The sequence below is a fragment of the Streptomyces sp. NPDC030838 genome, from assembly GCF_055572035.1.
This window is the reverse complement of sequence record NZ_JBVIED010000004.1, coordinates 91,881-112,366: the sequence shown is the minus strand read 5'-3', so window position 1 is coordinate 112,366 and position 20,486 is coordinate 91,881. Positions and strand designations below refer to the sequence as shown.

General features: G+C 71.8%; 18 protein-coding genes and 1 pseudogene. 12 read left to right on the top strand and 7 right to left on the bottom strand.

The window, feature by feature from the left end; genetic code table 11:
- Positions 1–227: 227 nt before the first annotated feature.
- Positions 228–1,505 (top strand): serine--tRNA ligase, encoded by a 1,278-nt coding sequence (gene serS / locus ACZ42A_RS13740; protein ID WP_468527378.1) that lies wholly within the window; start codon positions 228–230, stop codon positions 1,503–1,505.
- On the top strand, positions 1,502–2,311 hold the full coding sequence (locus tag ACZ42A_RS13735) for an HAD family hydrolase (RefSeq protein ID WP_468527377.1): 810 nt from the start codon (positions 1,502–1,504) through the stop codon (positions 2,309–2,311). Before serS ends, ACZ42A_RS13735 begins: the two co-directional genes overlap by 4 nt.
- A 300-nt stretch (positions 2,312–2,611) precedes the next feature.
- Here the strand turns inward: ACZ42A_RS13735 and ACZ42A_RS13730 are convergent, their stop codons facing one another.
- Genes ACZ42A_RS13730 through ACZ42A_RS13710 form a run of 5 tightly spaced genes read right to left on the bottom strand, consistent with a single transcriptional unit; the run spans position 2,612 to position 6,401 of the window.
- Positions 2,612–2,890 (bottom strand): SGM_3592 family protein, encoded by a 279-nt coding sequence (locus ACZ42A_RS13730; RefSeq protein ID WP_468527684.1) that lies wholly within the window; start codon positions 2,888–2,890, stop codon positions 2,612–2,614.
- A gap of 12 nt (positions 2,891–2,902) precedes the next feature.
- Complete coding sequence (locus ACZ42A_RS13725) at positions 2,903–3,622, bottom strand: ABC transporter permease subunit (protein WP_468527376.1); 720 nt, start codon at positions 3,620–3,622, stop codon at positions 2,903–2,905.
- Positions 3,623–3,632: 10 nt separating this feature from the next.
- Positions 3,633–4,544, bottom strand: coding sequence for an ABC transporter ATP-binding protein (locus ACZ42A_RS13720; RefSeq protein ID WP_468527375.1), 912 nt, complete (start codon positions 4,542–4,544; stop codon positions 3,633–3,635).
- Positions 4,541–5,449 carry an ABC transporter permease gene (locus tag ACZ42A_RS13715; protein WP_468527374.1) on the bottom strand — a complete coding sequence of 303 codons (909 nt, stop codon included), beginning with the start codon at positions 5,447–5,449 and terminating at the stop codon, positions 4,541–4,543. Before ACZ42A_RS13715 ends, ACZ42A_RS13720 begins: the two co-directional genes overlap by 4 nt.
- Complete coding sequence (locus ACZ42A_RS13710; protein ID WP_468527683.1) at positions 5,439–6,401, bottom strand: ABC transporter ATP-binding protein; 963 nt, start codon at positions 6,399–6,401, stop codon at positions 5,439–5,441. Before ACZ42A_RS13710 ends, ACZ42A_RS13715 begins: the two co-directional genes overlap by 11 nt.
- Before the next feature lie 216 nt (positions 6,402–6,617).
- Between ACZ42A_RS13710 and ACZ42A_RS13705 the strand changes: the two genes are divergently transcribed.
- From ACZ42A_RS13705 to ACZ42A_RS13660, 10 genes and pseudogenes are all read left to right on the top strand, one after another.
- Complete coding sequence (locus ACZ42A_RS13705) at positions 6,618–7,460, top strand: M24 family metallopeptidase (RefSeq protein WP_468527373.1); 843 nt, start codon at positions 6,618–6,620, stop codon at positions 7,458–7,460.
- Positions 7,457–9,217 carry an SDR family oxidoreductase gene (locus ACZ42A_RS13700; protein WP_468527372.1) on the top strand — a complete coding sequence of 587 codons (1,761 nt, stop codon included), beginning with the start codon at positions 7,457–7,459 and terminating at the stop codon, positions 9,215–9,217. Before ACZ42A_RS13705 ends, ACZ42A_RS13700 begins: the two co-directional genes overlap by 4 nt.
- Before the next feature lie 153 nt (positions 9,218–9,370).
- Positions 9,371–10,252: a DUF2797 domain-containing protein gene (locus tag ACZ42A_RS13695; protein WP_468527371.1), complete on the top strand. Its 882-nt coding sequence runs from the start codon at positions 9,371–9,373 to the stop codon at positions 10,250–10,252.
- 26 nt (positions 10,253–10,278) lie between these two features.
- The gene (locus ACZ42A_RS13690) at positions 10,279–10,761 is read left to right on the top strand and encodes a hypothetical protein (protein WP_468527370.1); all 483 of its coding nucleotides are present in this window, start codon (positions 10,279–10,281) and stop codon (positions 10,759–10,761) included.
- A gap of 109 nt (positions 10,762–10,870) precedes the next feature.
- Positions 10,871–11,611: a response regulator transcription factor gene (locus ACZ42A_RS13685; protein ID WP_468527369.1), complete on the top strand. Its 741-nt coding sequence runs from the start codon at positions 10,871–10,873 to the stop codon at positions 11,609–11,611.
- The gene (locus ACZ42A_RS13680) at positions 11,608–13,218 is read left to right on the top strand and encodes a sensor histidine kinase (RefSeq protein ID WP_468527368.1); all 1,611 of its coding nucleotides are present in this window, start codon (positions 11,608–11,610) and stop codon (positions 13,216–13,218) included. The genes ACZ42A_RS13685 and ACZ42A_RS13680 overlap by 4 nt, the downstream gene beginning before the upstream one ends.
- A gap of 23 nt (positions 13,219–13,241) precedes the next feature.
- A pseudogene (locus ACZ42A_RS13675) lies at positions 13,242–14,480 on the top strand (bifunctional glycosyltransferase family 2/GtrA family protein); the annotation flags it as partial.
- A 20-nt stretch (positions 14,481–14,500) separates the two neighbouring features.
- The gene (locus ACZ42A_RS13670) at positions 14,501–16,678 is read left to right on the top strand and encodes an ArnT family glycosyltransferase (RefSeq protein ID WP_468527367.1); all 2,178 of its coding nucleotides are present in this window, start codon (positions 14,501–14,503) and stop codon (positions 16,676–16,678) included.
- 54 nt (positions 16,679–16,732) lie between these two features.
- Entirely contained in the window at positions 16,733–18,205 is a 1,473-nt protein-coding gene (locus ACZ42A_RS13665) for an MFS transporter (RefSeq protein ID WP_468527366.1), read from the top strand.
- 113 nt (positions 18,206–18,318) lie between these two features.
- Complete coding sequence (locus tag ACZ42A_RS13660; RefSeq protein ID WP_468527365.1) at positions 18,319–19,077, top strand: TetR/AcrR family transcriptional regulator; 759 nt, start codon at positions 18,319–18,321, stop codon at positions 19,075–19,077.
- Between the two features lie 7 nt (positions 19,078–19,084).
- On the opposite strand, the gene ACZ42A_RS13655 is transcribed toward ACZ42A_RS13660, so the two are convergent.
- Both ACZ42A_RS13655 and ACZ42A_RS13650 read right to left on the bottom strand, forming a co-directional pair.
- Complete coding sequence (locus ACZ42A_RS13655) at positions 19,085–19,555, bottom strand: PPOX class F420-dependent oxidoreductase (RefSeq protein WP_468527364.1); 471 nt, start codon at positions 19,553–19,555, stop codon at positions 19,085–19,087.
- Positions 19,556–19,560: 5 nt separating this feature from the next.
- Entirely contained in the window at positions 19,561–20,385 is an 825-nt protein-coding gene (locus tag ACZ42A_RS13650) for a YceI family protein (RefSeq protein WP_468527363.1), read from the bottom strand.
- Positions 20,386–20,486 lie beyond the last annotated feature (101 nt).

Below are 20,486 nucleotides of genomic sequence, written 5' to 3'. Positions count from 1 at the left end.
ATAACTCTTCGAGGCTGTGGATTCCTGTGGACGAAGGCTCCCCAAGTCCCGTTCTCCACAAGGGAATCCGGTCAACGAGGCGTCGTGCGGCATGCCCCGTTCCGGGGAGTGAGATCCTTTTATTGACGCCTCGGTGCACAGGGGGCAATTAACGCATAACGGAACGTAAGGCGCGACGCGGAATAGTGGGTCGTGAGCCGTCACCTCGCACCGGTAGCCTGGAGCGCGTGATTGACCTTCGCCTGCTCCGTGAGGACCCCGACCGTGTGCGCGCCTCTCAGCGTGCCCGTGGAGAGGACGTCGCGCTCGTCGACGCTCTCCTGTCTGCCGACGAGCGGCGCAGGTCGTCCGGCGTCCGCTTCGACGAGCTGCGCTCCGAGCAGAAGTCGCTCGGCAAGCTGATCCCCAAGGCCTCCGGAGACGAGAAGGCCGAGCTGCTGAAGAAGGCGAGCCAGCTCGCCGCCGACGTCAAGGCCGCCGACGCCGAGCGCGACGCGGCCGACGCCGAGACCCAGGAGCTGCTGCTCAAGCTCGGCAACCTCGTCCACCCCGACGTGCCCGTCGGCGGCGAGGAGGACTTCGTCACGCTGGAGACGCACGGCACGATCCGCGACTTCGCCGCCGAGGGCTTCGAGCCCAAGGACCACCTGGAGCTGGGCCAGCGGCTCGGCGCCATCGACGTCGAGCGCGGCGCGAAGGTGTCCGGCTCCCGCTTCTACTTCCTCACCGGCGTCGGCGCGCTGCTGGAGCTCGCGCTGGTCAACGCCGCGATGGCGCAGGCCACGGCGGCGGGCTTCACGCCGATGCTGACGCCCGCGCTGGTGCGCCCGCAGTCGATGGCCGGCACCGGCTTCCTCGGCCAGGCCGCGCAGGACGTGTACCACCTCCCGAACGACGACCTGTACCTGGTCGGCACCTCCGAGGTGGCCCTCGCCGCGTACCACAGGGACGAGATCATCGAGGCCGACCGCCTCCCGCTGCGCTACGCGGGCTTCTCGCCCTGCTTCCGCCGCGAGGCCGGCTCGCACGGCAAGGACACGCGCGGCATCTTCCGCGTGCACCAGTTCGACAAGGTCGAGATGTTCTCCTACGTCGCTCCCGAGGACTCCCAGGCGGAGCACCAGCGCCTGCTGGAGTGGGAGAAGCAGTGGCTGACCGCCCTGGAGCTGCCGTTCCGGGTGATCGACGTCGCCTCGGGTGACCTCGGCTCCTCGGCCTCCCGCAAGTTCGACTGCGAGGCGTGGATCCCGACCCAGGGCAAGTACCGCGAGCTGACCTCGACCTCGGACTGCACCGAGTTCCAGTCCCGCCGGCTGTCGATCCGGGTCCGCGAGGGCAAGCAGGTCCGGCCGCTGGCCACGCTCAACGGCACCCTGTGCGCCGTACCGCGCACGATCGTGGCGATCCTGGAGAACCACCAGCAGGCCGACGGCTCGGTGCGCGTGCCCGAGGTGCTGCGTCCGTACCTGGGCGGCCGTGAGGTCCTGGAGCCGGTCGCCAAGTGAGTACGGCCACCGGGATCCCGTTCCGGCTGATCGCCACCGACCTCGACGGAACGCTGCTGCGCTCCGACGAGTCCGTCTCGCAGCGCACCCGTGACGCGCTCGCCGCGGCCACCGCGGTGGGCGCCGCCCACATCGTGGTCACGGGGCGTGCGGTCCCGTGGACCCGGCACATCCTCGACGACCTGGGGTACCAGGGCCTCGCCGTGTGCGGCCAGGGCGCGCAGGTCTACCACGCCGGGGAGCACCGGCTGCTGACCTCGGTGACGCTGGACCGGCAGCTGGCCGGGGTGGCGCTGGCCAAGATCGAGGCGGAGGTCGGCCCGCTGTATCTGGCGGCGAGCCGGGACGGCCTGGACGGCGATGTGCTGGTGGGGCCCGGCTACGAGGTGCAGGGCGCCCTGCCGGCGACCCCGTTCACGGACGCGGCCGACCTGTGGACGGCCCCGCTGAACAAGCTCTACATCCAGCACCCGACCCTCGGCGACGACGAGCTGGCCGAGATCGCCACGCGCGCGGCCGGCGGTTTCGTCACCGTCGTGATGGCGGGCGAGGGCATCGTGGAGCTGCTGCCGCTCGGCCTGTCCAAGGCCACGGGCCTGTCCCTGGCGGCGCGGCGGCTCGGTCTGAAGGCGGCGGACACCCTGGCCTTCGGCGACATGCCCAACGACATCCCGATGTTCGGCTGGGCGGCCCGGGGGGTGGCCATGGCCAACGCCCACGAGGAGCTGAAGGCGGTCGCCGACGAGGTGACGTCCTCCAACGAGGAGGACGGGATCGCCGTGGTGCTGGAGCGCCTGCTGGCGTAGGGCCCGCGACGCCGGACCGGTCCGGAGGCAGGCCCTGGGCTCGGGAGGGGGCGGCCCACGCGAGCGGGTTACGCTCGCGTGCTCGAAGCGGCCGCCCCCGGGCAGCTCCCCGTGTCCGGCGGGCTCGACGGAGAGGTAACGGCTACTCCGGAGCCCGTCGGCGGCTGCCCTGTCGGGAGTCCGGCGTACTGCCGTGCATGGACATCGCCGAACTCCTCTCCCGGCTCGTGGTGGGACGAGAACCACTGTGCCGGGGCGAGGAGTTCGGCGCCACCGATTAAATGCGGTCGTACGTTCGATTCAGCGTCGGCGCCATCTGCGTCGGCGTGCCTTGCCGAAGAACCAGCCCGCGGGCGGCTCGTCGGAACGCCACGGCTGCGGCTCGGGGGCCTCGCGGCGCCAGCGTGCGGTGAGCATCCGGGCCCGTGCGGACGGCTCGGACGTCTCGGCGGAGCGGACGAAGTCCTCGTCCAGGACGACGTCGTCCCAGGTGTCGTCGGCCATCCCGTCCTCCCTGTGATGCGTCCCGGTCGTCCCTGTTCGCCCAGTGTGCCGGAGCCGGGGTGAAGCCCCCGTCAGTAAGCGCGGCGTCTACTCCTCGCCCGCCAGCGTCAGCGAGCGCAGCTTCTGCCCGGCGTACCAGGTGGCGAGCACGGTCACCGCGGCGAGCAGCACCGTCGCCGTGGTGAGACCCACGTCGGAGGTGATCAGATCGCCGCCGGACACCTTCTGGGCGACCGCCAGCGACCACTGCTGGACGCTCAGCGTGCGCGCGCCCGGCACCAGGGAGCCGAACAGCGCCTCCCAGACCAGGGCGTAGACCAGGCCGAAGACCACGGCGTGCCGGGAGACCGTGCCCAGCAGCAGGAAGAGCGCCGCGTAGGCGATGGAGGCGACCAGCGCGGCGACCGTGTAGGCGACGGCGATCTGCTGGCCGTTGCCGTTGAGGATCAGGCCCGCGACGAGCGTCGGGACCGCCGAGAACACCATGGTCACGGCGATGGCGACGATCAGCTTGGTGTAGATGATCGTGGGCCGCTTCAGCGGCTTGGACAGCAGATAGACCACGGAGCCGTCGTCGATCTCCGGGCCGATCGCGCCGGTGCCGGCGATCACGCCGATGATCGGCACCATGGTGGCGAGCGCGAAGCCGCCGAGGACGTTCACGGCCGTCTGGTCGTCGGCGCCGGACAGGAAGCGCACCGCGACGGCGATCACGATCAGCAGCAGCGGCAGCGCGCCGAGGATGAGGGCCCGGCGGCGGCCGAGCAGGGCTCGGTAGGTGAGCCGGGCGACGGTGGGGTCGTACATCTTCGGCCTCCTACGCCGCGACCAGATACGAGAAGACGGACTCGAGGGACTCGTCGGACGGCGAGACGGTCAGCAGCCGGATGCCGTGGTCCCTGGCCACCTTGGGCAGCAGGGTGGTGAAGCGGCCGAAGTCGACGGCCTGGACGCGCAGCGCGCCCTCGGCGAGGTCCACCTCGATGCCGGCGGTCGACGGGTCGGCGATCAGCGCGGCGGCGAGCGCGCGGTCGTCGCTGGAGCGCACCAGGTAGCGGTGCGGGCGGTCGGTCATCAGGCGGCGGATCTTGCGGAAGTCGCCGCTCGCCGCGTGCCGCCCGGCGACCACGACCTCGATGTGCCAGGCCAGTTGCTCGACCTCTTCGAGGATGTGGGAGGAGAACAGCACCGTGCGGCCCTCGTCGCCCATGCGCCGCAGCAGGTCCATCAGCTGCATGCGCTGGCGCGGGTCCATGCCGTTGAAGGGCTCGTCGAGCAGCAGCAGCGAGGGCTCGTGGACGAGGGCGGAGGCCATCTTCACGCGCTGCCGCATGCCCTTGGAGTAGGTGGCGATCCGGCGGTCCTGCGCGTACTCCATCTCGACCGTGGCGAGGGCCTTCTGGGCCGCCTTGGCGCCCAGGCCGTGCAGTTCGGCGTTGGCGAGGACGAACTCGCGGCCGGTGAGGAAGTCGTACATCGCCTCCCGCTCGGGGACGATGCCGATGTGCTGGTAGATCTTCTCGTTGCGCCACACCGGCTGCCCGTCGAGGGTGACGGTGCCGGTGGACGGGGCGAGGAAGCCGCCCATCAGGTTGATGAGGGTGGACTTTCCGGCGCCGTTGGGGCCGAGCAGGCCGGTGACGCCGGGGCCGATCGTCATGGTGATGTCGTTGACGGCGACCACGTTGCCGAACCAGCGGGAGACGTGGTCGATGCTGAGCGTGGTCACAGGCCCACCTTCCGGTAGCGGCGCATCAGCAGGCCGTAGCAGCCGGCGATGAGGCCGAGGACGACGAGGACGTAGACGGCTCCCTGGGCGTCGGTGGGCCCGGCGCCGCCCGGGAACGTCGAGGTGGCGCCCAGGAAGGCGGACTGCACCCCCTCGATGAGGGTGATCGGCGAGAAGAGGCCGATCCAGCCGATGGCGTCCGTGGTGTCCTGGGACCAGGCGATGGCCTGGAGGGTGGAGACCGCGCCGTAGGAGATGGTCAGCACGGCGATCACGGCCGCGATGCCGAAGCCGCGGCGCGGGGTGACCGCGGCGATGACCAGGCCGATCCCCGCGAAGAGCAGCGAGAGCAGTGCCACGGAGACGAGTCCCTGTGCGAATCCCTTGGTCTGGTCGGCGAAGTCGAGCTTGGCGAGCAGCGCGCCCGCGTAGAGCACGATCAGCGGGGTGGCCGTGAGCAGGAACATCGCCGAGGCCAGTGCCGCGTACTTGGCGCGGACGTAGTCGGCGGTCTCCATGGGCCGGGAGAAGTACAGCGGGACCGTCTTGAAGCGCAGGTCGAGGGAGACCGACTGCGGGGCCTGCGAGGCGACGTACAGGCTGATCACGGCCTGGAGCAGGATCGCGTAGCGGGTGTAGCCGACCGGCAGGTCGTTGGCCTTGGTGGCGACGGCCACGGCGACCATGATGCCCGCGGGCAGGCACATCACCACGAACAGCAGCATGGGCAGCACCTTGGACTTGGCCGAGCGGCCGAGGCCGTAGGCGCCGCGCAGGGACTGCGAGTACAGCGAGCGGCGGGCGTAGGCGCGGCCCAGGCGGGGGCCGTCGTAGCTGCGGTAGCCGATGTTGTGGATGCGGGTCTGGTCGCCCGACGGGGCGGTCACGGGGTGCTCAACTGCCATGGCCCACGGCCTCCTTCCGCTGGTCGCCGGTCTCCTGGAAGACCTCCGAGATGTGGTGACGGCGCTGCTCCATGCGGACCAGGCCGAGGCCGAGGTCGGCGACGACGTCGCGGACCAGGTCGTAGGTCTCCTCGCCCTGGGCGGTGAGCAGCAGGACGTGGCCCGCGCCGGGCAGGCCGCCGCCGTGCTCGACGGTGATCCCGCGCGCGTGGAGCGCCTCGCGCATCGCGCGGGTGCCGTCGGGGTGTTCGTCGGTGTCGGTGACCTCGATCGCGAGGGTGGTCGTGGTCTGGGTGAAGTCCGTGGTGGAGCTGGAGCGCAGCAGCTTGCCGCCGTCGATGACGACCACGTGGTCGCAGGTGCGTTCCAGTTCGCCCAGCAGGTGCGAGGTGACCAGGACCGAGATGCCGAAGTCGGTGTGGATGCGGCGGATCAGGGCGAGCATGTCGTCCCGGCCGACCGGGTCCAGGCCGTTGGTCGGCTCGTCCAGGAAGACCAGCTGGGGGTCGTGGACGAGGGCCTGGGCGAGCTTCACCCGCTGCTTCATGCCCGTGGAGTAGCCGCCGATCGGGCGGTACCGCTCCTCGTACAGCCCCACGTGGCGCAGGGTGTCCGCGGTGCGTTCGCGGGCGGCGGCGGGCGGGAGGCCGGACATGCGGGCCATGTGCACGACGAACTCGGTGGCCGAGACGTCGGGCGGCAGGCAGTCGTGCTCCGGCATGTAGCCGACGCGCTCGCGGATGGCGGCGCCCTTGGTGGCGACGTCGAGTCCGAGCACTTCGGCGCGGCCCTCGGTGGCCGGGGACAGACCCAGCAGGATCTTGATCAGTGTCGACTTGCCGGCGCCGTTGGCTCCGACGAGTCCGGTGACACCGGGCCCGACGTCCACGGAGAGCCGGTCAAGCGCGGTCACCCTGGGGAACCGCTTGCTCAGGCTTTCGGTCGCGATCACAGTCACGACATCGAAGGTAGTGACGCGGACCATGTCCGGCGTCCACCCGCAGAGCCGTCTTCGCCTCAGCCTCCAGTCGTACGGGCCCGTAGGGGATGCCGTGCCTGAGAGCTACGGACAGAGCTACGGATCACGCCTATTGACGCGGACTCTAACAAGCTGCGAGATTCACTCTGGTCAAGTTACGGGTGCGTAGCGCAGTCGAAGGGGCCCCGCATGACTACGGCGGTGACAAGCGAACTGTCCGCGGAACTGAGCGGATTCCGGCAGGTCCAACGGCTGGCGTACGAATGCGCGGAGGCCGTGGCCGCCCAGCTGAAGCCGGGCGTGACCGAGCGCGAGGCGGCACGGATGCAGCGGGAGTGGCTGCGCGAGCGGGGCGTACGGGACTGGTTCCACCTCCCCTTCGCCTGGTTCGGCGATCGCACCGCGTTCGTGAACTTCCGCGTCCCGCTCCAGTTCTTCCCCACCAACCGCCGGCTGGAGCCCGGGATGCCGTTCATCCTCGACATGGCCCCCGTGTACCGCGGCTACACGGCCGACATCGGCTACTCCGGCTCCCTCGGCATCAACCCCGTGCAGCACAAGCTGATGGCCGATCTGGAGGCGCATCGCGAACTGATCCTGCGCGAGGTGCGCGAACGCCGCTCGCTGCGGGAGATCTACGAGGACGTCGACCGCCTCATGGTCCGCCAGGGCTACGCCAACCGGCACCGCGCGTATCCCTTCGGAGTGATCGCGCACAAGGTCGACCGGGTGCGCGAACGGCGCTTCACGCCCCGGCTGTTCGGGTTCGGGACGCAGTCCCTGAAGGGGCTGGCGGCCGACGCGCTGCACGGCCACCGGGAGGGCTGGTCGCCGCTGTGGTCGCCGTACCGCTTCTCCGACCACCCGCCGCAGCCGGGCCTGTGGGCGGTCGAACCCCATCTCGGCTTCCGGGGCACCGGCGCGAAGTTCGAGGAGATCCTGGTCGTCACCGACTCGCGGGATCCCGAGGAGAGCGCCTTCTGGCTGGACGACGATCTGCCGCACGTGCGGCGCTGGACGGAGGAGAAGTGACGGTGCTCAGGGGCGCGCGGGAGCGCTGGGTGCGGACCGGGGGCGTCGAGCTGTGCGTGGCCGAGCTGGGCGACCCCGGACAGCCGACGGTCGTCCTGGTGCACGGCTACCCGGACAGCAAGGAGGTCTGGTCGGAGGTGGCGGAACGGCTCGCCGACCGCTTCCACGTGGTGCTCTACGACGTACGCGGCCACGGCCGTTCCACGGCGCCGCAGCCGCTGCGGGGCGGGTTCACGCTGGAGAAGCTGACCGACGACTTCCTCGCCGTCATCGACGCGGTCAGCCCCGGCCGGCCGGTGCATCTGGTCGGGCACGACTGGGGTTCGGTGCAGTCCTGGGAGTTCGTCACGGTCAAGCGGACCGAGGGGCGGATCGCGTCGTTCACCTCGATGTCCGGGCCGTCCCTGGACCACTTCGGCCACTGGATCAGCAAGCGCCTCAAGCGCCCCACCCCGCGCCGGGTCGGTCAGCTCCTCGGGCAGGGCGCCAAGTCCTGGTACGTCTACCTGCTGCACACGCCCGCGCTGCCCGAGCTGGCCTGGCGGGGGCCGCTGGGCAAGGCCTGGCCGCGGATGCTCGAGCGGGCCGAGAAGATACCGCGCGGTGACTACCCCACCTCCTCGCTGCCCGGCGACGCCGCCCACGGTGCCTGGCTGTACCGCGACAACGTCCGGGCTCGGCTGCGCCGCCCGCGCGCGGACGCGTACGCACACGCGCCCGTGCAGCTGATCACGCCCCTGGGGGACGTGTTCCTCTCCGAGCGGCTGTACGACGAACTGGAGCTGTGGGCGCCGCAGCTGACCCGGCGGACGCTGCCCGCCAGGCACTGGGTGCCGCGGACGCGGCCCGACCAGCTGGCCGCGTGGATCGCGGAGTTCGTGACCGGGGTCGAGGGCGGGCGGACCGCTCCGGCGATCGGGAACGGTCGGTACGCCGACCGGTTCGGTGGGCAGCTGGTGCTGGTCACCGGCGCGGGCAGCGGAATCGGGCGGGCCACGGCGTACGCGTTCGCGGAGGCGGGCGCGCGGGTGATCGCCGTCGACCGGGACACGGAGGCGGCGGCCCGTACGGCGGAGATGGCGCGGCTGCTCGGGGCGCCCGCGGCGTGGGCGGAGACGGTGGACGTCTCCGACGAGCAGGAGATGGAGAAGCTCGCGGAGAAGGTCGCCGCCGAGTACGGCGTGGTGGACGTCCTGGTGAACAACGCCGGGATCGGGCTGTCCGGGTCCTTCTTCGACACCACGCCGGAGGACTGGAAGAAGGTGCTCGACGTCAACCTGTGGGGCGTCATCCACGGGTGCCGGCTGTTCGGGAAGCAGATGGCGGAGCGCGGGCAGGGCGGGCACATCGTCAACACGGCGTCCGCGGCGGCGTATCAGCCGTCCAAGGTGCTGCCCGCGTACAGCACGTCCAAGGCGGCGGTGCTGATGCTGAGCGAGTGTCTGCGGGCGGAGCTGGCGGGGCAGGGGATCGGGGTGAGCGCGATCTGCCCCGGGCTGGTGAACACGAACATCACGGCCACGGCGCGGTTCGCGGGCGTGGACGCGGAGGAGGAGCGGCGGCGGCAGAAGCGGGCGGTTCGGTTGTACGGGTTGCGGAACTATCCGCCGGAGAAGGTCGCTGACGCGGTGTTGCGGGCGGTGGTGCGGAATGAGGCGGTGGTGCCGGTGACCCCCGAGGCGCGGGGGGCGCATCTGCTGGCGCGCTTCCTGCCGGGGATGCTGCGGAGAGTTGCCCGGGTGCAGCCGCCGGTGTAGGGCTCGGCCTCGGCTTCGCCTTCGGCCGTTGTGGGTTCCCACCAGCACCATCCGTACAGCCATCGTCGTCGGGTGCGGGTGGCCCCTGTGGGGCTTGATCGCCGTCGGCGGCCGCGGGCCCGTTGTCAGTGGGTCCCTCTACGCTCGCGAGTGATGGCACAGATGTGGAAGTGCAGCGGGCTGCGGTGGGCCGACGGGCGGCCCGTCCTTCGGTGGGACGGGGGATCGCGTAGTGCGCTGACCTGGGGCAAGCGGATCGCCTTCCGGGTGGTGGACGGGGCTGAGCGGAGGTGTGGGGGCGCACGGGGGCATGCCTGCCCGGTGCGGGCCGTGGTGCCGGGGCGGAGCACCGGCGGGCGGTGCGAGGAGTGTGCGCGGCTGGAGCGGGCGCACTCCGTGGCCGCCGACACGGTCGCGGACGATCCGCGGCCGTATCACGTCTATCTGGCGTGGTTCGGGCCCGGCCTGGCCAAGGTCGGGATCACCGCCGTCGAGCGGGGCTTCGCGCGGCTGCTGGAGCAGGGTGCCGTCTGTTTCAGCTGGCTCGGCGCCGGGCCGCTGATGGCCGCGCGGCGGACGGAGGAGCTGCTGCGGGCCGCGCTGGGCGTGCCGGACCGGATTCCGTACGCCGAGAAGCGGGCCGTGCGCGCCGCGCTGCCCCCGGCGGAGGCCGAGCGGGCCGCGGAGCTGGCCGAGCTGCACGCCCGCGCGGTCGCCCTCGACGGCTGGCCGGAGTCGCTGGCCCCGCGGCCGTTCCGGCCCGTGGACCACGTGGCCGCCTTCGGTCTCGCCGCCGCGCCCGCCGCCGTCGCGGAGGTGACCGAGCTGGTGCCCGGCGGCGCCGTGAGCGGGGAGCTGGTCGCGGCCGCCGGGCCCGACCTGCATGTGGCGACGGGCGGCAGCGGCGGGGTCGTCGTCCTCGATACCCGGTTGATGACGGGGTGGGACCTGGTGTCCGCTGGGGGCGACGAGTTGTCGGTGCCGGTGCGGGAGCTGCGCAAAGCGGCGGCCCATGAGCAGGACGGGCTCTTCTGACACCGGACGGGAGGAGGGGAGACCTCGTGGAGATCACCGTGCAGTGGGTGCAGACCTTCTGGAGCAAAAAGTCCCGCGGGGGCCCGGCCGCCGCCCGGCGGAACGCCGCCCCGGTCGGGTTCGCCCTGCCGCCCGGCACCCCCTCCCGCGCCCACACCGTCCGCATGCACGAGCGGGACGACTTCGCGCCCTGCCACGGATGGGCGGAGCCGAGACGCGTCGGCGTGGAGCTGAGGGAGCGGGACGGGCGGCTGCGGGTGCTGCCCCGCGTGGAGCCGCTGTTCGGGCTGCCGCCACGGCCCCGTCGCCCGCCCGCCGTACGGCTCGCGCCCGGCGAATGGGTGCGCTGGCAGCTCAACTACAGGTTCAGCAGCGCGGCCGGCATGCAGGACTGGTCGTACTGGCTGGACACCTTCAACATCGCCTACGGCGAGGCCGGCCAGGTCCCGGCCGATGTCTTCCTTGGGACGCCCACCTTCCACGTGGACGAGCGCGGCCCCGTGCGATAGCCGACCCGTGCGACAACTGAGCGCCCCCTCTCCCCGGCCTGTGCATTTCTCAGGCAAATCACAGGTTGCCGAAAGGGTGCTCTCAGAGGGACCCGACAAGGTGCTCAGCATGGCCACGATCTCGCCCCAGGGGCGCACCGAACTGCTGAGGCCGGACGGGAGCCCCGTCCGGGTGCTGGTGGTGGACGACGAGCTGTCGATCACCGAGCTGCTGTCCATGGCCCTGCGCTACGAGGGATGGCAGATCCGGACCGCGGGCGACGGCCACGGCGCCGTGCGGACCGCGCGGGAGTTCCGCCCGGACGCCGTCGTCCTCGACATGATGCTGCCGGACATGGACGGCCTGGCCGTTCTCGGGCGGCTCCGCCGTGACCTGCCCGACGTGCCGGTGCTCTTCCTCACCGCCAAGGACGCGGTCGAGGACCGTATCGCCGGGCTCACCGCGGGCGGCGACGACTACGTGACCAAGCCGTTCAGCCTGGAGGAGGTCGTCGCCCGGCTGCGCGGGCTGATCCGCCGCTCCGGTGCCGCCGACCGCCGCTCCGAATCCGTGCTGGTCGTCGGCGACCTCACCCTCGACGAGGACAGCCACGAGGTCACCCGCGGCGGGGACAGCATCCACCTCACCGCCACCGAGTTCGAACTGCTGCGCTTCCTGATGCGCAACCCGCGGCGCGTGCTCAGCAAGGCGCAGATCCTCGACCGCGTCTGGTCCTACGACTTCGGCGGCCAGGCCAATGTCGTCGAGCTGTACATCTCCTACCTGCGGCGGAAGATCGACGCGGGCCGGGACCCGATGATCCACACCCGGCGCGGCGCCGGCTATCTGATCAAGCCCGCCGCGTCGTGACCGGACGACGACGGCCGCGTCCGCAGACGCGACGGGCACGGCAGCCACGCACCCTGCGGACGCGGCTCGTCGTCGCGTCCGTGGCGCTGATCGCTGTGGTGTGCGCGGTGATCGGCACGGTGACGACGCTCGCGCTGCGCTCCTATCTGTACGAGCAGCTGGACAACCAGCTCAAGGACGTCGCCGCGCGCGCCGCCCACGGGTTCGTCCCGCCCGACCAGGACGCGGACACGGCCGACGGCCCGCCCGGCCGGCAGGACGGGCGGCCCGAGAAGATCGACCTGACCCAGTTCGTGGAGCGGGGCCCGCAGCCGATCGGGACCATCGCCGCCGAGGTGGACAAGGGGTCCATCACGGACGCCAAGGTCGGCAAGAAGGCCAACGACAACAACATCCCCCAGCCGAACGGGGAGTCGCTGAGCGAGGCCCAGACGGCCGCGCTCGACTCGGTCCCCCAGGACCGCGAGGCGCACTCCGTGGACATCCCGGGCCTCGGCGGCTACCTCGCGCGCTACCAGACCGGCCCCAACGGCAGTTACTACGTCGCCGTCCCCACCTCCGACGTCACCGGCACCGTCAACACCCTGATCCTCGTCGAGGTCAGCGTCACCGCCGCGGGCCTGGTCGCCGCTTCCCTCGCCGGCGCGGTCATCGTCGGCATGGCCACCCGCCCGCTGCGCAGGGTCGCCGCCACCGCCACCCGGGTCTCCGAACTCCCCCTGCACAGCGGCGAGGTGAACCTCGACGAGCGGGTGCCGGAGGCGGAGTGCGACCCGCACACGGAGGTCGGCCGGGTCGGTGCCGCGCTCAACCGGATGCTGGACCACGTCCACGGCGCCCTGCACGCCCGCCAGCAGAGCGAGACGCGGGTACGGCAGTTCGTCGCGGACGCCAGCCATGAACTCAGAACACCCCTGGCCTCCATCCGCGGCTACGCCGAGCTGACCCGGCGCGGCCGCGAGGCGGTCGGCCCCGACACCCGGCACGCCCTGGGCCGTATCGAGTCCGAGGCGGGCCGGATGACCCTCCTCGTGGAGGATCTGCTGCTGCTCGCCCGTCTGGACGCCGGGCGTCCGCTCCAGTTCGAGGAGACCGACCTGGTCCCGCTCGTCGTGGACACCGTCAGCGACGCCCGCGCGGCGGGCCTGGACCACAGCTGGCGCCTCGACCTGCCCGACGAGCCCGCGCTGGTCTCGGCGGACGCCGCCCGGCTGCAACAGGTCCTCGTCAATCTGCTGGGGAACGCCCGCAACCACACCCCACCCGGTACGACGGTCACCGCGCGCGTGCGGTGCGGCGGCCCGTGGCTGTGCGTCGACGTCGAGGACGACGGCCCCGGCATCGCGCCCGAGCTGCTGCCGCATGTCTTCGAGCGGTTCGCGCGTGGCGACTCGGCGCGCTCCCGCGCCACCGGCTCGACCGGGCTCGGCCTGGCCATCGTGCAGGCCGTGGCGACCGCGCACGACGGCGCGGTGACCGTGGACAGCGTGCCCGGTCGGACGGTCTTCACCGTCCACCTGCCCGCGCTCGCCCCGTCACCGAGCCCGGAGACCGACGGACAGCCGCACGCACAGGCACGCCACAGCCTCACCACACGGCCGGGATAGGGGAGTTGAGAAGAGTCGGGGCCATGCGAACCGACTCTTCTCCCGGCACCCTGCCGGCGCGGGAGCACCTCCCGGCCGGGGACGCCGGTACGCCTGTCCTGGACGTGGTGATTCCCGTCTACAACGAGGAGAAGGACCTCCAGCCGTGCGTGCTCCGGCTGCACGAGCACCTGGCGCGCACGTTCCCGTACGCGTTCCGCATCACCATCGCGGACAACGCGTCGACGGACAGCACCCCGCGGGTCGCCGCCGCGCTCGCGGCCCACATCCCGCAGGTGCGGTCGGTGCGGCTGGAGCAGAAGGGCCGCGGGCGCGCCCTGCGCACCGTCTGGTCGGGTTCGGACGCCCCCGTCCTCGCCTACATGGACGTGGACCTGTCCACCGACCTCAACGCCCTCCTCCCGCTGGTCGCCCCGCTGATCTCCGGCCACTCGGACCTGGCGATCGGCTCCCGGCTGGCCGGCGGCTCGCGCGTGGTGCGCGGCGCCAAGCGGGAGTTCATCAGCCGCTCGTACAACCTGATCCTGCGCGGCTCGCTCCAGGCCCGCTTCTCCGACGCGCAGTGCGGCTTCAAGGCCATACGCCGCGACGTCGCCCAGGTGCTGCTGCCGCTGGTGGAGGACACCGGCTGGTTCTTCGACACGGAGATGCTGGTGCTCGCCGAGCGGGCGGGTCTGCGGATCCACGAGGTGCCGGTCGACTGGGTCGACGACCCCGACTCGACCGTGCACATCGTGAAGACCGCCACCGACGACCTGAAGGGCGTCTGGCGGGTGGGCAAGGCGCTGGCCACCGGCTCGCTGCCGCTGGACCGGCTCGCCCGGCCGTTCGGCGACGACCCGCGCGACCGTGAACTGGCCGACGTGCCGAAGGGACTGGCCCGCCAGCTCCTCGGCTTCTGCGTCGTCGGCGCCCTGTCCACCCTCTTCTACCTCCTGCTCTACAGCGGCTTCCGCGTCCTCACCGGTTCGCAGACCGCCAACGCGCTCGCCCTGCTCGTCTCCGCGATCGCCAACACGGCCGCCAACCGGCGCCTGACCTTCGGGGTGCGCGGCCGGGGCGGGGCCGTGCGGCATCAGGCGCAGGGCCTGGTGGTCTTCGCCATCGGCCTCGTGCTCACCAGCGGCTCCCTCGCCGCCCTGGGCGCGGCCACCTCCGACCCCGCGCACTCCACCGAACTCGCGGTCCTGATCGCCGCCAACCTCGCGGCGACGGTCCTGCGCTTCCTGCTCTTCCGGGCCTGGGTCTTCCCGGACCACGACACCGATCCAAGGGGCTCCCGATGACCACGACCACGCCTGAGACCACCCCGCATGGTCCGCCCGTCGCCACACCCGCACCGGCCCCCGACGTCCCGAAGCAGTCCTTGGTACGACGCGTCTGGCACGGCCGCCCCGAGGACCCCCGCTGGGCCCGCCCGGCCTTCCTCGGCGCGCTGCTCGTCATCGGCGCGCTCTACACCTGGAACCTGACGGCGTCCGGCTACGCCAACTCCTTCTACTCCGCGGCCGTCCAGGCCGGCAGCCAGTCCTGGAAGGCCTTCTTCTTCGGCTCGCTCGACGCGGGCAACGCCATCACCGTCGACAAGCCGCCGGCCGCCCTGTGGCCGATGGCCCTGTCGGTGCGGCTGCTCGGCCTGAACTCGTTCGCGATCCTGTTCCCGCAGGTGCTGATGGCGGTGGCGACGGCCGGTGTGCTGTACGCGTCCGTCCGCCGCTTCTCCGCCCCGGCCGGGCTGCTCACCATGGCGGTCTTCGCGCTGACGCCGGTCGCCGCGCTGATGTTCCGCTTCAACAACCCCGACGCGGCGCTGGCCCTGCTGATGGCCACGGCGGTGTACTGCACCCAGCGCGCCCTGGAGAAGGCGCGGACGAAGTGGCTGGTGTGGGCGGGCGTCGCCGTCGGCCTCGCCTTCCTGGTCAAGACCCTCCAGGCGTTCCTGATCCTGCCGGTGCTCGCGCTCGTCTACGTCGTCCTGGCACCGACCGCGCTGCGCAGGCGCATCGGCCAGGTGCTGCTCGCCGGTCTCGCGATGGTCGTCGCGGGCGGCTGGTGGGTCGCGATCGTGGAGCTGTGGCCGGCGTCCTCGCGGCCGTACATCGGCGGCTCGCAGAACAACTCCTTCCTGGAGCTGACCTTCGGCTACAACGGCCTGGGCCGCATCAACGGCGAGGAGACCGGCAGCGTCGGCGGAGGCCAGGGCGGCGGCTGGGGCGAGACCGGCTGGGACCGGATGTTCGGCTCCAACATCGGCGGCCAGATCTCCTGGCTGATCCCGGCGGCGCTGATCCTGCTCCTCGCGGCGCTCTTCGCCACCCGCAAGGCGAAGCGCACGGACGCCACCCGCGCCACGTTCCTCCTCTGGGGCGGCTCCCTGCTGATCACCATGGTGATCTTCAGCTTCATGCAGGGCATCTTCCACGAGTACTACACCGTCGCCCTCGGCCCCTACATCGCCCCGCTGATCGGCATGGGCGCGGCACTGCTGTGGCAGGAGCGCGGCCGGGTGTGGGCGTCACTGACCCTGGCGGCGGCGATGACGGCCACCGCGGCGTGGGGGTACGTCCTGCTCAACCGCTCCTCCGACTACCTCCCGTGGCTGAAGTGGGCGGTTCTCGTCGGGGGGCTGGTCGCCGCGCTGGGGCTCGTCTTCGCCGGCCGGCTGGGCCGGCGGCTGGCGCTCGGGGTGGCCGCGCTGGGCCTCGTGACCGGGGTGGCCGGTCCGGCGGCGTACAGCCTCACCACCCTCGGTGAGGCCCACACCGGCTCGATCGTCACGGCCGGTCCGGCGGTCGCGGGCGGCATGGGCGGAGGGCGCGGGCCCGGTGCGGGCGGCGGTCCCGGTGGCGGCTTCCCGGGCGGGGGCCAGAACCAGCAGGGCCAGAACCAGCAAGGTCAGCAGCCCGGCCAGCAGGGCGGCGGCATGGGCCAGCCTCCGACGGACGGCTTCGGCGGCGGCTTCCCGGGCCGGCAGGGCCAGAACCGGCAGGGCCAGAACCAGCAGGGGCAGCAAGGCCAGACGCCCGGCGGGCAGACCCCCGGCGGCCAGACCGGTGAAGGCGGCCGTATGGGCGGCGGCGGAACGGGCGGCCTCCTCAACGGCGCCTCCGTCTCCGACGAGGCCAAGCAGCTCCTGGAGGCGAACGCCGGGGACTACACCTGGGCGGCCGCGGCCATCGGCTCGCAGAACGCCGCGAGCTACCAGCTGGCCACGGGCGAGCCGGTGATGGCGATCGGCGGCTTCAACGGCACCGACCCGGCCCCCACGCCGGCCCGGTTCAAGCAGTACGTCGAGGACGGCAAGATCCACTACTTCATCGCGAGCGGCACCGGCGGCGGCATGGGCCCCGGCGGTGGCGACGGCACCTCCTCGCAGATCAGCTCCTGGGTCGAGGAGAACTTCAAGGAGGTGACGGTCGGCTCGGCCACCTTCTACGACCTGACCCAGCCGAAGAGCTGATGTCCGCCGAGTAACCGCTGTACACCGTATAGGAGCCACTATACGGTGTACAACATGTCCTCGACCTCCCAGGTGCAGTCCCCGAACGACACCCAGGGCGGCCACCCGCAGCGCTGGCTGATCCTCGGTGTCATCTGTCTCGCCCAGCTGACGGTGCTGCTCGACAACACCGTCCTGAACGTGGCGATCCCGTCCCTCACCGAGGAGCTGGGAGCGGCCACCTCCGACATCCAGTGGATGATCAACGCCTACTCACTGGTCCAGTCGGGCCTGCTGCTCACCGCCGGCAGCGCGGCCGACCGCTACGGCCGCAAGAAGATGCTGATCACCGGCCTGGCCCTGTTCGGCATCGGCTCACTCGTCGCCGGACTCGCCGACTCCACCGCCCAGCTGATCGCCGCCCGGGCCGGTATGGGCGTCGGCGGCGCGCTGCTGCTGACCACCACCCTCGCGGTGGCGATGCAGATCTTCGCGCCGGAGGAGCACCCGAAGGCCATCGGCATCTGGAGCGCGGTCAACGCGCTGGGCTTCGCCACCGGGCCGCTCGTCGGCGGGTTCATGCTGGACCACTTCTGGTGGGGCGCGATCTTCCTGATCAACCTGCCGGTCGCGGGGCTGGGCCTGGCCGCCGTGGTGGCGCTGGTCCCGGAGTCCAAGAGCCCTCAGGGGGACCGGCCGGACCTGCTCGGCGCGGTGCTCTCCACCATCGGTATGTCGTCTCTGGTCTTCGCGATCATCTCCGGTCCCGAGCACGGCTGGTCGTCCGGGCGGGTGCTGGCCGGCGGCGCGGTCGCCGTCGTCGTCCTCGCGGTGTTCGCCTGGTGGGAGAACCGGATCCCGTACCCCATGCTCGACATGCATTTCTTCCGCAACCGCCGGTTCACCGGCGCGGTCGCCGGTGCGGTGCTGATCACCTTCGGGATGGGCGGCGCGCTGTTCCTGCTCACCCAGCATCTCCAGTTCGTCCTCGGCTACGGCCCGCTGGAGGCGGGGCTGCGCACGGCGCCGCTGGCGCTGGCCGTCGTGGCGCTGAACTTCTCCGGGCTGTCGGCGAAGTGGACCGCCAAGCTCGGCACGCCGGTGTCCGTCCTGCTGGGCATGGTGCTGATGTCCGGCGGCCTGGTCTCGATCGCGACGCTCGGCACGGGCGGGTACGCCGGGATGCTGCTCGGGCTGGTGCTGATCGGCGTGGGAGCCGCGATCGCCAACCCCGCGATGGCGCACGCGATCATGAGCTCCATCCCGCCGGCGAAGGCGGGCGTCGGGGCCGGGGTCAACGGGACGCTGGCGGAGTTCGGCAACGGGCTGGGGGTGGCGGTGCTGGGTGCGGTGCTGAACTCGCGGTTCGCGGCGGTGTCGTTGCCGGTGGCGTTGGCCGCGGTTGGCTCCGCCGGGGAGCGGGAGAAGGTTCTCGATGCGTATTCCGATGGGTTGTCGGTGAGTCAGTTGGTCGGGGCTGCGGCTGTGTTGCTGGGCGGTGTCGTCGCGGCGGCGTTGCTGCGGCGGGCTGAGCGGGAAAGCGCCTGAGAGCTCGGAGGGTGACGACCGTCGTGCGGCTGCGGATTCGTCGTGGTTGGTCGCGCAGTTCCCCGCGCCCCTAGGGTGACTGGCGTGACCTGCGTGGGAATGTGAGGAGAGTCATGGCCAAGGACGCTGGGGAACAGGGCGCGAGGGCCAGCGTCTGGCTGGAGGACGAGGGACGTCGTCGGCGTGGGGGTGGGCAGCCGTCCGGGCTGGATCGGGAGCGGATCACCGAGGTGACCGTGCGGTTGCTGGACGCGGAGGGCCTGGCGAAGTTCTCCATGCGGCGGCTGGCGGCCGAACTGAACGTGACGGCCATGTCCGTGTACTGGTACGTCGACACCAAGGACGACCTGCTCGAACTCGCCTTGGACGCCGTCTACGGCGAGCTGCGGCTGCCCGACCCGGACGCCGACGAGGACTGGCGGGACCAGTTGCGCGCGCTGGCGACGGAGTACCGGTCGCTGCTGGTGCGCCACCCCTGGCTGTCGCCGCTGGCCGGGACCTACCTGAACATCGGCCCCAACTCGCTCGCGTTCTCCCGTGTCGTCCAGCGGGTCATCCGCAGGACAGGGCTGCCGACGCACCGTTTGACGAGCGCGATCTCGGCGGTCTTCCAGTTCGTGTACGGCTACGGCACGATCGAGGGCCACTTCCACGCCCGCGTCGAGACCGCGGGACTGACCCCGGACGAGTACTTCCAGCAGGCCATGCGCTCGGTGAGCGAGGCCCCGACGACCGCCGAGGTCCTCCGGGAGTCGAAGGACCTCATGGCGGCCCGCGGCGGCGACACGGTCGCGGAGATGCTGGACCGCGACTTCGACTACGCCCTGGACCTGCTGGTCGCGGGCATCGAGGCGATGGTGGAGCGGGGGTGACCCCCGATCACTCCCCGGACACCAGCCGCGCCGGGAAGCCCCCCGTCGCGACCGGCCCCCACCGCTCCGGAGTGATCCGGATGATCGACTTGCCCTGCTTGACCATCGCCTCCCGGTACTCGTCCCAGTCGGGGTGCTCCCCGGCGATGTTCCGGTAGTACTCGACCAGCGGCTCGACGGACTCCGGCGCGTCGATGACCTCGGCCGTCCCGTCGATCTGCACCCAGGGCCCGTTCCAGTCGTCGCTCAGCACGACGACGCTCACCCGGGCGTCCCGCTTGGCGTTGCGGGTCTTGGCGCGCTCCGGGTAGGTGGAGACCACGATCCGGCCGGAGTCGTCGACGCCGCAGGTCAGCGGGGACGCCTGGGGGCTGCCGTCGGCGCGGCGGGTGAGCAGCAGGGCGCGGTGGCGGGGGCGTACGAAGTCCAGCAACTCGTCCAGCGATACGCGGGTGTTGGTCGCGATGTTCGGTGCCATGCCCGTCAGCCTAGGGGCAGCGACTCCCCCTGCACCGCCTGGATGTCCAGCTCCACGCGCAGGGTCGTCCCGATGGCGGTGATGCCCGCCTGCACCACCTGGTTGTAGTGCATGGCGAAGTCGTCGCGGCGCAGCTCGGTCGTGGCCCGGAACGCCGCCCGCGTCCCGCCCCACGGATCGGCGCCGGTGCCGAGGTAGGAGAGGTCGAGGTCGACGGGGCGTACGACACCGTGCAGGCCTAGTTCCCCGTGCACCGTCCAGCGGTCCGGGCCCGCCACCGAGAGGCCCGTCGACTGGTATGTGATCTCCGGGAACCGCTCGACGTCCAGGAAGTCCGGCGACTTCAGATGGGTGTCGCGCATGCCGTTGCCGGTGTCGATCGAGGCGGCCCGGATGACCGCCTCCACCCGTGACGTGGTGACGTCGTCCGGCGCGATTTCGATCGCCCCGCCGAACTCGGTGAACCGCCCGCGCACGCTGGAGATCCCCAGGTGCTGGGCGACCGCGGCCACGCTGGAGTGCGCCGGGTCGATCGTCCAGGGTCCCGGCGGTGGCAGCTCGGAGCCACCGCCCTGCCGGGCCAGCGTCACGGTGCCGGCGTCCACCCGGCCGCCGGCGGTGACGATCGCGCCGGCCGCGTGGGGCGCGTATCCCACCGCCGTGACGATCACCGTGTAGGCCCCGGGCGCCAGCGCGGTCGTGTCGCGTACGACCCCCTCCGCGTCCGCCTCGGCCCGCAGCACCTGCGTACCGGTCATGTCGGTCAGCGTGACGACCGCGTGCGACACGGCCCATCCGTCCCGGGTACGGATCCTCGCGGTCAGTCCCATGTTCCTGTGTCCTTCGAAGCTTTCTTGCGTAGACGAGTGCTGTGGATGTGAACCGGCCCGTGGCGCGCACCTCCGCTCAGAGCGCGCGCCACGGGCCGGGG